Source organism: Gardnerella sp. DNF00497B (assembly GCF_049262725.1).
GTDB lineage: Bacteria > Actinomycetota > Actinomycetes > Actinomycetales > Bifidobacteriaceae > Bifidobacterium > Bifidobacterium leopoldii.
Map to the genome: position 1 here is coordinate 353,386 of NZ_CP058400.1, position 15,216 is coordinate 368,601.

The following is a 15,216-nucleotide window of genomic DNA, read 5'->3' on the forward strand; positions in this document are numbered from 1 at the left end:
CGAGTTTTGGGGGATTTTTCTCCTCGCGCGTCCCGTCCTTCAGTCGCTTTGACTGTTAAAGGCGTTTATTGTGTTCGCCTTTCTTTAAAGAATGTTGCTCCATCAGTCCTCTTTTAGCGCTCGTAGAGAAATCCCCCAAACTCTGCGTGCTAACCATTAATAACCTCGTTTTATCGCAGAGATTTTTCGATTTTTCTTCTTCGCTTGGCGAATCAGCAGCCTGCGGCTCTGACGTTCGCCGCGCTCAGTGCGAAAAATCTCAAATCTCTACCACACGAATATTAGTACAGTGAAGGTAGCGTACGGAACAGTGATCTGGTGTGATGGTAGGAGGATTTGGGGTGGTGAGTGCGGCGGCTGATGGCGTTGCGATTGCGCAAAGATTGCGGGTGTGAGATAATAAGAAGTCCTGGTGTAAACGTGCAATTGCGCATAATGTGGCGCAATGCGTGCGTTTATCTGTATGTTGCGAGGTTTCTATGGTAGATTCTGTTCCATCTGCAAATATGTCTGGCAGCGTTCCAGTTTTTGGCGCAAACACTTACGACGCTACTAACGAAGATGTTCCAGCGGTTTCTATTCGCGGATTTGTTAAGACTTTTGGCAAGAAAGTTGCTGTAGATAATCTTTCGTTGAGCATTCCAGCAGGCTCTTTCTACGGATTGGTAGGTCCGAACGGTGCCGGCAAAACCACTACGATTAAAATGCTTACGGGCTTGCTTATGCCGGATGCTGGCTCAGCTTCGATCTTTGGCAATAACGTTTGGAGCGATGTAAATAGTGCTAAGCGCGCAATCGGTTTAATGCCTCAAGCAGATGAGATTTTTAAGACAATTACTGGTTTGCAGCTTTTAACTTACGCTGGCATGCTTCGCGATATGAGTCGCGCGGAATCCGTAAAGCGCGCGAACGACTTGCTTTCTGCTTTCGACTTAACAGAAGCTGCAAACACCATGGTTTCTGACTATTCAACTGGTATGACTAAGAAGATTTGCCTTGCAACAGCTATGATCCATAGCCCTCGCGTACTTGTGCTCGATGAGCCTTTTGAGGCAGTGGACCCTGTTTCTAGCGCAAATTTGAAGGATATTCTCGCCGAGTATGTTTCTACTGGCGGTACGGTTATTATTTCTTCGCACGTTATGGAATTGGTTGAAAAAATGTGCTCGCACGTGGCGATTATTAACGAAGGTCATGTTGCAGCTTCTGGCACTCTTGCAGAAGTGGCTCAGGGCAAAGATCTTGAAGATCGCTTTATGGAGCTTGTTGGTGGACGTCACGCAGCTGCGCGAATCGACTGGCTTAACGGCGGCAAGTCTGATAACGCTGCTGTCGCTTCTACCGAGTCTGCTAATCTCAATGCCTAATAAGGATGGCCGTAATGTCTATGATTTTTACCATGGTTCGCCTTCGCTGGGCGCTTACTTTTTCCGTTATGCGAAAGTCGATTTGGCAAAAAATCGGCTTTGGTATAGTCATTGTTTTTGGACTTGCGATTATATGCGCTCTTGGTTTTGCGGGCTGGCAAGCAGGAAAGTATCTTAATCCAGGAATGCTTGCAGATACTAAAAATTGGCAGGAATTTCAGTTCGCTCCAATAATGGTTGCGTCGATTGTGTCAATTTTTACGCTGTTTATAAACCTATTTATGTTCGGCAGTGACACAACACTAAAGTCGCGTAGTTTTGCGCTTTACGGCATTCCCTACGTAAAGCAGCAAGCTGGTATGCTTCTTGGCTCCCTTTTTGGAGCGCTTTCTATAAGCTGCACAATCGCGCTTGCTTTGTGGTCTTTAGCGTACAGAAACTTTGGGATTGTGCCGGTTTTAGTAAGCGTAATTGCAGCTCCGCTTTACGTTGCAACAATCGTGTCTTTAAGCAAAATGCTTATTGAGCTTTTGGATACTATTTTAATAAACAAGCGTTCAAGAAACATTTTTTACTTTGCTATTTTCGTAGCGTATATGATTTTTGTTTCCACTATGAATATTGGTAACAAAAGTCCAAGAGGAATTGTGTTTGGCTTAGGTTTTTGCTCTGCGTCCGCTTTTACTCCATTAAGTGCTGCTATGGCTTTGCCTCTTGACGCCATTAATGGCAATTGGCTTGCGCTTGTTATTCGCTTCTTTATTTGCGTACTAACGATTGCTGCTTGCTTTGCAATCTCTGTATTTTGCGCAAAATTAGAGCCAAAGCTACTTCGCGGTGAGCAAAAAACAGTTGTTAAAACTAAGGGAATCGGCTTCTTTGCAGCAGTTCCAGACAACACAGTTGGTGCGATTATTGCGCGAATTATTAGCGTTATGAGAAGAGATATGCGTCAACTATTTTTGCTTCTTACGCCGCTTTTTATTCTGATAGTTGCAGGAGGAACTAGTTTTAATGCTAAAGGATTTGGTTCTATAGCACAGGACATAGGCGTTTCTAGCTGGCTTATGTATGCTGCTTTGCTTATGGGCATGGTTGTTGGAAACAATATTGCATACGATGGCACAGCTTTTACTATGCACGCGATTATTGGAGTAAAAGGTTTGCACGATCGTTTAGCGCACGCAATAGTTTGGTCCGTGATTTGCGCTGTGTACTTTGCAATTCTTGGAATAGGGGTTTACGCTTTCCTTTTCTTTGTAGCAAATGTTAAGCAAAATATGAATGCAGTTATGTTCCAAACTCTTTCTCCAATTGGAGTAGCTTTTGCGACCATAGGCATTGGCTTAATTTCTTCGTGCATAGCAATGTACCCTGTAGCGTCAATCGAAAAGCCATTTTCTAGGCCGCAAGGTTCTGCAGGCGCTAGATCTTTTGCTCCAATAGGTTTTTCGCTTCTTTCTGCAGTATGCATGATTCCGTCTATTGCTGCAGCTATGACGTTTTTGGCTATTAACACGAATCTTTTGTGGATTGCATGCATTCTGTTCGTAGTAAACGGATTTGTTGTGTTGGTTGTTGGCGTAATTCTTGGCGGCAAAGTGATGGATAAGCGCATGATTCGCATTGTAGAAAACTTGCGCAGATTTGCGTCGATTACTGCGTAACTTATGCACGCTTTGTTGCAAGCGCAATGTATAGTTAAGCGCGGTATTTGCAATCGATTTAAAGGTGTGCTCGCATGGAAAGTAGTAAAGGCTCAAACGATGCCTTAAATACTCCTAATGCGAGCACGCCAACGCAAAGCGGCGAACCCAACAAAAGTATTAAACCTAAACCAAGTATTAAACCTAAACCAAGTATCGAGCCTAAAGCAAGTAGTGAATCTAAACCAAGTAGCACACAGAAGAAAAGTAAATACGCTGCTATGGTTTTAAGAAGCCAATATCCTTCTCGTTGGCGATTACTTATTGCATTTATAGCAGTTATAGTTAGTGCAGCAATTATTTTTACTTATTTTTTGCTTGACGTATACGATATTCTTCCCGGTCCTTTGACGTTACGAAAACAACATTATGCTGTAACTGTTTCTTCTCCTAAATCACTTTTGCGAGTTAATTCACTAGCTAAAGGCGTGACTTATGGTAAAGAAATAAATCATTCGCAAGCTCAAAAACTTATTGACGAGTTGGTTTCCGATGCTTCTATGAGTAGCAGCACTTCAGCAGTAATTATGGATGCTAATGGGCGAGTAGTTGCTTCACATGAGCCAAATGCTTTAAGAGAGCCAGCATCAACGCTTAAAACTTTAACTGCTAGCGTGGCTTCTCGCACTCTTGACATGGGTTCAACTCTTGATACTCAAGTATTTTTGTTGCCTAAAACAGGCGGTGAACCAGAACGAGCTTCTAGTGCGAATGCTAGAAAGCTTGTGCTTCGCGGCAATGGTGACATGCTTCTTGGCGTTGGAGAAAACGATTGGAACCATGTTAATGGCAGAGCAGGCTTAACGACATTAGCGAGAAGAACAGCCAACGCTTTGAAACTTGAAAATATTCGCACAGTTTCTTTAGCTGTTGATGACTCATTGTTTGGCGCAAAACGTGCTCCTGATTTGATTTATGAAACAGATGTTGAACGACGCTTTTATGCTCAAACGTCATCTTTGGCTATAGATGATGCTCGTCAGCGTGACCTTTCAGTGCAAGGTGTTGACGCTGATGCTATGACAGATTTTCCGCTTTCTGATCCTCATCCTGCTTTAAGTGTCGGTCGTGTTTTTGCTAAATTATTAAGCAAACAGGGAATAGTTATAAGTAATTATTCTAATAAAACCACTTCTGACGAAAAAAATTCCGGTTCAGACTCGTCTGCAGATGATTCTTCTGAAAATAACAAAGATTCTGAAAATGAAAATAAATCTGCACAATCTGAAAATTTTGTAATACCAGTAAGCGAAACTAAATCGTTAATATCATCTAATTCGCGTTTAATTGCACAAGTTTCTTCTGCACCTTTAAACGAAATAATGGCATATACGCTTCGTATTTCAGACAATACATTGGCGGAAGAGTTTGGTCGTTTGACTGCGCTTGCAACTCACAAATCCAACTCTCCGGAGGGTGCAGTTCAGGCGGTAAAAGAAGGATTACGCAAGCTCAATATCGATATACGTGGTTTGCATATGTCTGATTGCTCAGGCTTGTCTCCAAAATCAAGGTTGCGCGCAACAACGCTAGCTCAAGTACAAGTGCTTAATATTAAAGCCGATTCTGGAGGTGCTGCAGCTGCTGAAGGATTGTCTCTTCCTGGTTTAGTTGGAACAGCAAGAAAGCGTTTAGCGGATGAATCATCTGCCGGTATGCTTCGCGTAAAGACTGGTTCTTTAAGTGAAGTTACTTCTATGGTTGGTAATGTATCTAGGAAAAGTGGTGGAGTGCTAACTTTCGCTGTTGTTGCGAACCAGCCAGCTGATATTTGGGGAGCATTCGTAGCGATTAATAAGTTTATGGCAGAATTGCCAAAACTATGATTTATGAGTTGCAATTTAGCGTTATTGGCGCGCTACACTAGAAGCTATGGTGTATTCTTCTCGCATACGCGCAGGAATTGGCGCAATCAAGCATTGTTTTGATGAACTTTCGTTGTGTGCTCAAGACGCGCGTTTTTCCGAACATGGCAACCACGCGACAGATGTTGATGCTCCTCTGGTTCTTATTGCGTGCTCTGGAGGTAGAGATTCTCTTGCACTTACAGCATTGAGCGTGATTGTGTGCGCAAGTAGAGGTATTCGTTGCGGTGTTGTAATAGTAGATCACCATTTGCAGCCGCACTCAACTGAAATTGCCAATATTGCTGCTAAGCATTGTTTGCAATCTGGAATAGACGAAAAGTACGTGTATATTCAATCTGTGAACGTTGAAGATTTAGGAGAAGGCGAAGAGTCTGCTGCTAGAAAGGCTAGGTATCAAGCAATTATTGAGGTTGCTAAAAAGCAGCAAGCTGCAGCCGTGCTTTTAGCTCACACTGCAAATGATCAAGCAGAAACTGTAATGATGGGGTTAAAAGATTCTGCAGGTTTAGAAGCAGTTGCTGGCATGAAAGCAGTGACATTGCGTCAAAACGTGCTTTTTGCAAGGCCTCTTATTAAGCTTACTAGAGAAGATACTACTGCTATTTGCGAGGATCTAGGTATTTCATGGTGGGATGATCCTACAAATGGTGACGATATTTCGCAAAATGAGGAACTTTCAGAAAATTATCCATTGAGATCTCGAGTTAGACACACGTTAATGCCTTATATTTCGCGATTTTTTAATGCGAATATGGTTACTTTGCTTTCTCGCGGAGCTGAAATAGCTAGAGACGATCTTGACTATATTAATTCTCAAGTTGACGAAGCTAGTTCACAAGTGATGGAATTTGATAAAAATGCGAAAACTGTTAGGTTAAAAGCTGATAAATTAGCGCAATATCATCCATCAATTCGCAGACGAATTATAGTGCGTGCGTTAAGTGAGCTTGGTCTGCGTTTCTCGTCAAGTCACATATCTGCAGTGGACGAACTATGTACAAAATGGCATGGTCAGAAGCCTTTTTCATTGCCAAATTATTATGAAGCAACTCGACTCTCGCGCAATATCGTCATTCGCTTATGCAAAGATAGTGAACATGCAAATTGCAGATATACGAGATGACATCGACTATGAATTAATTAGCCACGAAGACCTTATGAAGCGTATTCGTGAAGTTGCTAAACAAGTAAGTGAAGATTACAAAAACCGTAATGTTTTGCTTGTTGCAGTTCTAAAAGGTGCTGTAAATACTCTTGCTGTATTTTCGCAAGAATTAAGCATTAACGCATCAATGGACTTTATGAGCTTGTCTAGTTACGGCAGTGGCACTCAAACTAGCGGACAAATTACTGTCCGCGAAGATTTAAGTACTGATGTGCGCGGTCGAGATGTGCTTATTGTAGAAGACATTGTTGATTCCGGTCGCACGCTAGCTTGGCTTGTAGATGAGCTAAAAGGTCGTGGTGCTGCAAGTGTAAAAGTTTTTGCATTGCTCAGTAAGCCTGCACGTCGCGAAGTAGACGTACAAATCGACTACTCGGGCTTTGAAATTCCTGATGCATTTGTCGTTGGTTTCGGAATGGACTACGACGAACGCTACCGCAACCTCAATAGTATTGCGGTATTAAAGCCATCAGTGTATGGTGCTTGATTTTATAGATTCTATTCAGAATTTTTATATAAATTGAGGAGTTTGAAAGGAGCCTTATTACATGGGCGCTTCTCCTATGACACCGCAAGGCCCAATGGGCGGTCCTGGGCGTGGAAATAACGGAAATAATCCGTTTTTAAATCCACGCAACCCTAGGAATCAGCGAAACAACGGTCAGCAGGGCAAGAATAATAAAAATAACGAGAACAACCATAACAATCGTCGTTCCTTCTGGCAGTCGCCATGGACGTGGATTGTGCTTCTTGTGTTGCTTTCAGTTGTCGGATTCCAAATGTTTGTTCATAACGGATCGCAAACTATCGATACTCAGGATGGTATTGAGTTAGTGCGATCTCATAAAGCAAGTTATGTGGAAATTATTGACAATAAACAGTTAGTTAAGCTTACGCTTGATAGTCCGTTTAAGAAGTTCGATAAACGAAGTAAGCAAAATCGTGACTTTGGCAAGGATGTGCAATTCTACTACGCGTATGCACAAGGTAGGTCAATTGTACAAGAAGTCGAAAAGGCGAAGCCTTCTAACGGCTGGACTGCTAGCTTACAGTCATCTAGCATTATTTCGTATTTGATTACTTCGCTTGTTCCAATATTGTTCTTCCTTGGCATGATTTGGTTCATGTTTAGCAGAATAGGCGGTGCCGGCGGAAGTATGCTTGGCATGGGCGGCGGACGTGGCCGTGGCAAGCTACTCGAAGGTCAGACTCCTAAAACTAAGTTTGCTGACGTTGCTGGCGAACAAGCTGCTGTTGAAGAAGTTGAAGAAATTAAAGACTTCTTGAAGGACCCTTCGCGCTACAAGGCTTTGGGTGCTCGTATTCCGCGCGGTGTGCTGCTTTATGGTCCTCCAGGAACTGGTAAGACTTTGTTGGCTCGTGCTATTGCAGGCGAAGCTGGTGTGCCGTTCTATGCAATGGCTGGCTCTGACTTCGTGGAAATGTTCGTAGGCTTGGGCGCGTCTCGCGTTCGTGAACTTTTTGACGAAGCTAAGAAGAATGCTCCTGCAATCATCTTTATCGATGAGATTGATGCTGTTGGTCGTCGCCGCGGAAGTGGCATGACTGGCGGTCATGATGAGCGCGAGCAGACACTTAATCAGTTGCTTGTTGAGATGGATGGTTTCGACAACGATACTAATTTGATTATTATTGCTGCAACAAACCGTCCAGATGTGCTTGATTCCGCACTTCTTCGTCCTGGTCGTTTTGACCGTCAGGTGGCTGTTGAGGCTCCTGATTTGGAAGGTCGCGAGGCAATTTTGAAGGTTCACGCTAAGGGTAAGCCTTTTGTGCCGGATGTTGATCTTCATATGGTTGCTGTGCGCACTCCTGGTTTTACTGGTGCAGACTTAGCTAACGTGCTTAACGAAGCTGCGTTGCTTTGCGCTCGATCTGGTGCTCAATATATCGATAATCGCGCTATTGATGAGGCAATTGATCGTGTTCAAGCAGGACCTCGACGTAAGTCTAAGGGCATGGCTTTGGATGAATTGCGTAACACTGCTTACCATGAGGGCGGTCATGCTCTTGTTGCTGCTGCGCTGCACCACACGGATCCTGTTACTAAAGTAACGATTTTGCCGCGAGGTCACGCACTTGGATACACTGCTGTGATGCCAACAAGCGACCGTTACTCGCAGTCTCGCAACGAATTGCTGGATCAAATGGCATATGCTATGGGTGGACGCACAGCCGAGGAAGTTGTGTTCCACGATCCAACAACTGGTGCTTCTAACGACATTGAGAAAGCTACTGCCATTGCTCGTAAGATGGTTGTTGAATATGGTTTCTCAGCAAAGCTTGGAGCTGTTAAGTGGATGGATACTGACGAAGATTCTTCTGGTTCACTCGATTCTTTGCAACCTCGCAAGTTCTCGAATCGTACTGCTGAAGTAATCGATGAAGAAGTTCATAAGCTTATCGAAACTGCTCATACTGAAGCGTGGGAGATTATTAACAATAATCGTGACGTATTGGATGAGCTGGTTCGTCAGTTGCTCGCTAAGGAAACTCTTAACGAGAAGGAACTTAAGGAAATCTTCAGTAAGATTCGTAAGGCTCCTGAGCGTACTCTTTGGCTTTCGGACGATAGAAGACCAGATTCTGATCTTCCCCCTGTTGAAATTCCAGAAAGTTTGAAGCGCAACGTTGAAGGTAAGAATGAGCAGACTGAAGCTTCTGAACTTTCTGAATCTTCCAATAATGCAACTTCACAAAACCAGCAGTCTGATCAGATGCCTGTTGATACGTCTATTCAAACTCCTGCACCTGCTCCTCGAACTGTTATTGGAACTGTTAAACCACCTGTTAATCCGCCTACTAATCAAAATGACGGTACTCAATTTGGTGCTTAATAGTGTAAATGCAGTGCTAAAAAGCAGATAAAATAAAGTTATTAATAAACGCTGATAACAATATAATTTATTGCTGTCAGCGTTTATTTTTATTTTTCTAAGAATTTAATAATAAAAATTAGTGCTATATGCAAAAAATTACGCATGTTGATTTATATCGAGTACAATATATCAAAATATTAGTTTTGCGTATTATAGGTAAGAGTAATAAAAGATAAATAAACGAATAATTGAAATTTTAAATTGTTTTTATTAGAGAGTAGAAGATGAAATTATGAATACGACCATAAGTTTGAAGGGTATTCGCCCAAGCGGTGACTCAATAGTCATTGGATTATATTCTTCTATTTGCATAGATGCTGTTTTAAAAGTTAATTTGAGTAATGCATTAGACGGAGATGAGACTAACGCAATAGATATTCCTCAAATTGCTGAGCGTCTTGCTTTTATGCTTAAACGTTGCGAAAAAGATAGCGAGATTGAGGAGCATCCTGCTATAGCTTTAGAACTTATTGCTAAATCTGTTTTAAATTCTGCTATGCACACTTGGCAAATTAGTGAGGCTGATATTACTGTTCATGCTGCTTTAAGAAGCGAATATTACGGCATGAAAAGCACTGTTGACGATGTTTGTGTTACTTTGAATAGCGTTTCTAGAGAAGAGTTAAATTATTCGGAACGGCGTGTAGTTCCTGAGTCTCTTGCGCATGTTGCTGTTCGCAGTGGAAGCGTATCGGTTGACGATCTTGAGGAAGGCGAAATAGCAGATTACTACCGTTCTCTTATTGAGGAAGATAGAAAAGAAAAGCAACGCAAAGAAGATGAAGACGCTGTTGCAGCTGCTAAAGCTGCTGTTGATATTGCAAATTCTTTCGCAGATGATTATGAAAATAATGGAGATTCACAGTGCTCTTGTGGCGATGAATCTAAAAGTGTCAATTATGGCAATGAGCTTGTTAAAAGAGAAACTAAGTCTCCTTTGTTCCGCATATGTCCAACTCCGTTACAAACAACTGCAGTGATTTCTATGAAGGGTGTCGCGAAACAAGACACGCGTTCTGCTATGCTGAGAATAGTTGCAATGCTCGAGCAGGATAGAGAATCTCGCGTTGACGGTGTATCGGCATTATATGTTGCCAATATGCTTGATGCTGATTATTACGCGGCTGTATTTATTCTGTCTTCGGGTGGTGACGAGTATGAGCTGCTTCGCTTGCTTCGCGCTGTTGCTACTTTGTATAAAGATAAAGTGACTGTGCGAGTGTTGGGTACGCGTTCATATGGTGCTTCTGCTGCTGACACAAGAACTGTTGATGCAGAAAAATTGCCACAACAACTAGCGGAAATGGTGACGGTTGACCCTAAGGCGCCTGAACTTATGCCGTGGATGCAGATAGAGTCAGATGCTGCTTTGGACGATAACTCAGTTTCGTACTCATTAGCGTTTGCTTTTGATGCTCAAACTGTTGGGGTATACTCAGAGCAATGGCTTATAGGGGATGGTTGTTAATGAAAGCGTATCGCACACCTTGGTGGTATCTGGTACTAGGGTTACTGTTTGGCTTTGTGCTGGGCGCATTTCTAGTGTCGTCAACAGAGTCTAGTGCTATGTCGTTAGCAGGAGCTCCGTGGGTTGTTGTTGCAATTATGGTGATTGCTGGCTTAATAACTTTTGTTATGGCATTGCAAACTCATCAAAGTGTTGCCAACAACAAAGATAAGAATAAGAAGCATGTAAGTTCTCAATTTGCTGTTGCGGCTCTTATGCTGTCGAAGGCATTGGGAATGGCAGGTGCTATTTTGTCTGGCTGGTATGTTGGGCAATTGTTAATGAGTTTGCCACACAGTGAGATAATTCTGTATAACTCTGTTGTGCGTGAATGCTCTATTGCTGGCTTGGTGTGCTTTATTGACATGGTTGTTGGCATTTTAGGCGAGTGGCTCTGCCAGATTCCGCCTGAAGATGATTCTGAGTCTGTCAATAAGTCAAATCGTACGCCAGCAACATGCTAGTATTTGCTAGGCTCGTATTTACTAGCTATTAGTTTGCGTAGTTTTATGTAAGTTGCATCTTGCTTGAATTAAGTAGGTAAAAGTATTAAACGCTTTTGACGCAAGTTGCAACAAACGCTGGAATTTCAACGTTTGTAAGGATGGTATATTACTTTGGCTGAATTTATCTATCAGATGATTAAGGCGCGTAAATCGTATGGAGATCGTGTAATTCTCGACGATGTTACTTTAAGCTTCCTTCCGGGCGCAAAAATTGGTGTTGTGGGTCCGAACGGCATGGGTAAGTCGACGCTGCTGAAAATTATGGCCGGTTTGGAAAATGTGACCAACGGTGAAGCTTCTTTGACTCCTGGCTATACGGTAGGTATTTTGCAGCAGGAACCACCTCTTGATGACACTAAGACGGTTGGCGAAAACATTAAGATGGCTTTTGGTGAGATTGCGCAAAAAGTGGCGCGTTTTAACCAAATCGGCGAAGAAATGGCTAATCCAGACGCTGATTTTGATGCGTTAATGGAAGAAATGGGTAAGCTTCAGACTGAAATTGACGCTGCAAACGGTTGGGATTTGGATTCGCAGCTTGAGCAAGCTATGGACGCTTTGCAATGCCCAGACCCGGATTCTCCTGTTTCTGTGTGCTCTGGTGGTGAAAGGCGTCGAGTGGCATTGTGTAAGCTTCTTCTTGAAGCTCCAGATTTGCTACTTTTGGACGAGCCTACTAACCATTTGGATGCGGAATCTATTTTGTGGCTTGAACAGTTCTTGCACAAGTACGAGGGTGCTGTCATTGCTGTTACGCACGATCGCTACTTTATGGATAATGTTGCAGAGTGGATTTGCGAAGTTGACCGTGGTCAGCTTTATCCATATAAGGGCAATTACTCAACGTATTTGGAAACTAAAGCAAAGCGTATGGAAATCCAGGGTGCCAAGGATGCTAAGCTTGCTAAGCGTTTGAAAAATGAGCTTGATTGGGTGCGCAGCTCGCCGAAGGCGCGTCAGGCTAAGAACAAGGCTCGTTTGGAACGTTACGACCAAATGGAGCAAGAGGCACGTAATTCCAAGAAGCTTGATTTCTCTGAAATTCAAATTCCAGCAGGTCCACGTTTGGGCTCGCAAGTTTTGGAAGCAAAGCATATTCACAAGGCTTTTGGCGACCGTGTGCTAATCGACGACTTGTCGTTTACTTTGCCTCGTAACGGTATTGTTGGCGTGATTGGTCCAAACGGCGTTGGTAAATCTACGCTGTTCAAGACGATTGTGGGCTTGGAGCCTCTTTCTGGTGGCGAGCTGATTGTTGGAGACACTGTGAAGATTTCTTACGTGGATCAGAATCGTGCAGGATTGGATCCTAATAAGAACTTGTGGGAAGCTGTTTCAGGCGGACTCGATTTTATTGAGGTTGCAGGCGTTGAAATTCCTACTCGCGCATATGTTGCAAGCTTTGGATTTAAAGGTTCGGATCAGCAGAAACTTACGGGAGTGCTTTCTGGCGGTGAACGTAACCGTTTGAACTTGGCTTTGACTCTTAAGCAGGGTGGAAACTTGCTGCTCCTCGATGAGCCTACTAACGATTTGGATGTTGAGACTTTGGAAAGCTTGGAAAACGCTTTACTTGATTTCCCAGGCTGCGCTGTTGTGGTTTCACACGATCGTTGGTTCCTCGACAGAGTTGCAACGCATATTCTTGCTTGGGAAGGCGACGACGAGAATCCTGCAAAATGGTACTGGTTCGAAGGTAACTTCCAAGCTTACGAAGAAAATAAGATTGCGCGCTTGGGTGAGGAAGCTGCTCGTCCGCATCGCTTGCACCGTAAGCTCACTCGCTAGTTGAGTTTTGTTTTCATTTATTGGCAGAAACATTTGCCGGTGATTTTTACGGCGTTTGCGCGACGACCTGCTTTCGCGCTTGGAGCGTAGTGCGCGAAAGCAACTCGGAGCGTGAGCTTGCATGGAAAGTCCACTGGACTTTCCATGCAAGCTCAGAAGCGAGCACTTATGGTGCGAGCGTCTTGGCGCTTTTTGACAACATTTGCCGTTATTGTGCCAGGCGTGTGCTAGGCTCGATTAGTTCACGTTTTGAAATTTAAGTTTTGAACACACATATTTTACGAAAGGCTATTGTGCCGCATACTCATCATGCTGCGTTCGCTCAAAAGCGAGGCGCGAAGAATACCAAGAATGATAAAAATACGAATAGTATAAACAATACGAATAATAAAAATAGTTATAAAACAAAAAAGCCTAAAAGCGCCAAAAATACTAGGAAATCAGCTGAAAAACGCAATCCTTTTGAGTATCAGGGGAGCCATAAAAATTATGGTTCTAATCACGAGTTCAATTCACGCAGGGAGCGCAATCGCAAAGCAGAAAAAGCTCGTCAAAAGACGCGCGAAAAAGCCTTGCGTTATGAAGAAGTAGCTATTGCGGATGCTGAACAAGATTTTGCTAAGCATAATATTGATAAAAATAATGTTGCTAAGCATAATAGTGCAAAATCTCATAATACAAAACAAAATTCTGCAATATCTTTGCACCCTACTTCGAAAAAGCAAAAGCAAGATTCTCATAACGCAACAATTATTCCAGACTCTGCCATTGAATCTCGTGAAAATTACCGTGACGATGTAACTTTTGCGCAACTTGGCGTTCCAGAGCCTTTAGTAGAGGTGTTGCGTGCGGATGGGAAAACCACTGCATTCCCAATTCAACAAGCAACGCTTCCCGATTCTTTACAAGGCGCGAATATCCTAGGGCGAGGTCGCACAGGAAGCGGTAAAACATTAGCATTTTCTATTCCACTTGTTGCACGTTTAGCTGAGAATTTTGTTGATTTAATTCATTCTGATAAAAACCGTAAGTCACGCGAGTCTAGCGATATTCCTGCTCCTAGAGCAATAATTCTTGCTCCAACTCGTGAACTTGTGCATCAAATTGATGACGTAATAGCGCCGCTTGCTGCAGCTTATGGCATGCGCACTGTGACAGTGTATGGAGGCGTGAGATACCAACGCCAAGTATCGCAGCTTAAGCAGGGCGCGCAGATTGTGCTTGCTTGCCCTGGTCGTTTGGAAGATTTGCTGCGTCAGGGAGCGCTTACGCTTGAAAAAGTAATGGTTAGCGTGCTCGACGAAGCAGACGAAATGGCGGATATGGGATTCCTTCCTGCTGTTACTAGACTTCTTGAGCAAGTTGCGCCAGATGGTCAACGCATGCTGTTTTCTGCAACGCTTGATAGGCAAGTTTCTACATTAGTTGAGCGTTTCCTTCCAAATGCTGTCGTCCATGCTGTGGATGATGCTGATTGCCAAGTTGATACTATGACGCATCATATTTTTGCTGTGTCAGCAGGGGATAAGTACGAAGTTTTGCGAAAGCTTGCTTCCGGAAAGAAACGTTCTATATTCTTTACGCGCACGAAATATCAAGCGAAGAATATGGCGAAAAAATTTGTGCAGCAAGGTATTCCTGCAGTCGATTTGCAAGGTAATTTGTCGCAGAATCAGCGAGATCGTCATTTGGCTGTGTTTGCTGAAGGCTTGGTACGTGTGTTGGTTGCTACGGACGTTGCTGCGCGAGGTATTGACATTAGCGACGTTGCATTAGTTGTGCAAACTGAGCCTCCTGAGGATCCTAAGTCTTTCTTGCATCGTTCGGGTCGCACTGCTCGAGCTGGTGAAGAAGGCGATGTTGTAACGCTTGTGCTTCCTAATCAAAAGCGCGCTGCCCATATGATGCTTCGCAAGGCTGGAATTCATGCGAAAGCTGAGGATGTGAATCCTGCTTCGCTAGTTTTAGATGAGATTGTGGGTGAAGCTGCTGAGCTTCAAGAAGGCTGGAGTATGCCGGAGCCGGAGCAGCAGAAGCGTAAGGGTCGTGGTCGCGGTCGTGGGCAACGCAGTGGGCGCGGGCGTGAGCGTGACGAGCGTAACGGTCGCAGCAGTCGTAATGAGCACGGTGAACTTAGTGAACGCAACGAACGCAGTGGGCGCGGTAAACGTGGCGAGCGTGGTAGTCGTGTTCATCACTTCGGTCGTTAGTTTGGCGGTATTGCGTAACGGTCGTAAGTTTGTTCGCTTTGCATAACAATCGTGAGCTTTAGAAACAAATGCTGTGTTTTTCCGGTATTTGTTTCAGCTTTAGTTTTCTTGTCTGTTGTGGCGCGAGGCTTGTATATTTCTCTCCTCGCGCTTTTATTTGCGCTATTCTTGTGCGTTTTGTCGATTTCGCAAATGATTA

At 43.6% G+C, this 15,216-nt stretch carries 10 protein-coding genes; all 10 read left to right on the forward strand.

The window, feature by feature from the left end; all coding sequences use genetic code 11:
- Window positions 1-479: 479 nt before the first annotated feature.
- Entirely contained in the window at window positions 480-1,367 is an 888-nt protein-coding gene (locus tag HXT26_RS01200; RefSeq protein WP_422112030.1) for an ABC transporter ATP-binding protein, read from the forward strand.
- A gap of 14 nt (window positions 1,368-1,381) precedes the next feature.
- Window positions 1,382-3,034: a hypothetical protein gene (locus HXT26_RS01205; RefSeq protein WP_162861590.1), complete on the forward strand. Its 1,653-nt coding sequence runs from the start codon at window positions 1,382-1,384 to the stop codon at window positions 3,032-3,034.
- Between the two features lie 74 nt (window positions 3,035-3,108).
- Window positions 3,109-4,899, forward strand: a complete 1,791-nt coding sequence (locus HXT26_RS01210) for a D-alanyl-D-alanine carboxypeptidase (RefSeq protein ID WP_422112031.1) — start codon at window positions 3,109-3,111, stop codon at window positions 4,897-4,899.
- A 46-nt stretch (window positions 4,900-4,945) separates the two neighbouring features.
- The gene (gene tilS, locus HXT26_RS01215) at window positions 4,946-6,064 is read left to right on the forward strand and encodes a tRNA lysidine(34) synthetase TilS (RefSeq protein WP_422112032.1); all 1,119 of its coding nucleotides are present in this window, start codon (window positions 4,946-4,948) and stop codon (window positions 6,062-6,064) included.
- Complete coding sequence (hpt, locus tag HXT26_RS01220) at window positions 6,039-6,593, forward strand: hypoxanthine phosphoribosyltransferase (protein WP_101886119.1); 555 nt, start codon at window positions 6,039-6,041, stop codon at window positions 6,591-6,593. Before tilS ends, hpt begins: the two co-directional genes overlap by 26 nt.
- A gap of 61 nt (window positions 6,594-6,654) precedes the next feature.
- Window positions 6,655-8,964: an ATP-dependent zinc metalloprotease FtsH gene (gene ftsH / locus HXT26_RS01225; protein ID WP_101886118.1), complete on the forward strand. Its 2,310-nt coding sequence runs from the start codon at window positions 6,655-6,657 to the stop codon at window positions 8,962-8,964.
- A gap of 274 nt (window positions 8,965-9,238) precedes the next feature.
- On the forward strand, window positions 9,239-10,474 hold the full coding sequence (locus HXT26_RS01230) for a hypothetical protein (protein WP_004118722.1): 1,236 nt from the start codon (window positions 9,239-9,241) through the stop codon (window positions 10,472-10,474).
- Window positions 10,474-10,977, forward strand: a complete 504-nt coding sequence (locus HXT26_RS01235; protein ID WP_032835493.1) for a DUF3180 domain-containing protein — start codon at window positions 10,474-10,476, stop codon at window positions 10,975-10,977. Before HXT26_RS01230 ends, HXT26_RS01235 begins: the two co-directional genes overlap by 1 nt.
- A 153-nt stretch (window positions 10,978-11,130) precedes the next feature.
- Window positions 11,131-12,807 (forward strand): energy-dependent translational throttle protein EttA, encoded by a 1,677-nt coding sequence (gene ettA, locus HXT26_RS01240; protein ID WP_004118724.1) that lies wholly within the window; start codon window positions 11,131-11,133, stop codon window positions 12,805-12,807.
- A gap of 293 nt (window positions 12,808-13,100) precedes the next feature.
- A complete protein-coding gene (locus HXT26_RS01245; protein ID WP_004118728.1) occupies window positions 13,101-15,017 on the forward strand; it encodes a DEAD/DEAH box helicase in 1,917 nt (638 codons plus the stop codon).
- The last annotated feature ends 199 nt before the right edge of the window (window positions 15,018-15,216 follow it).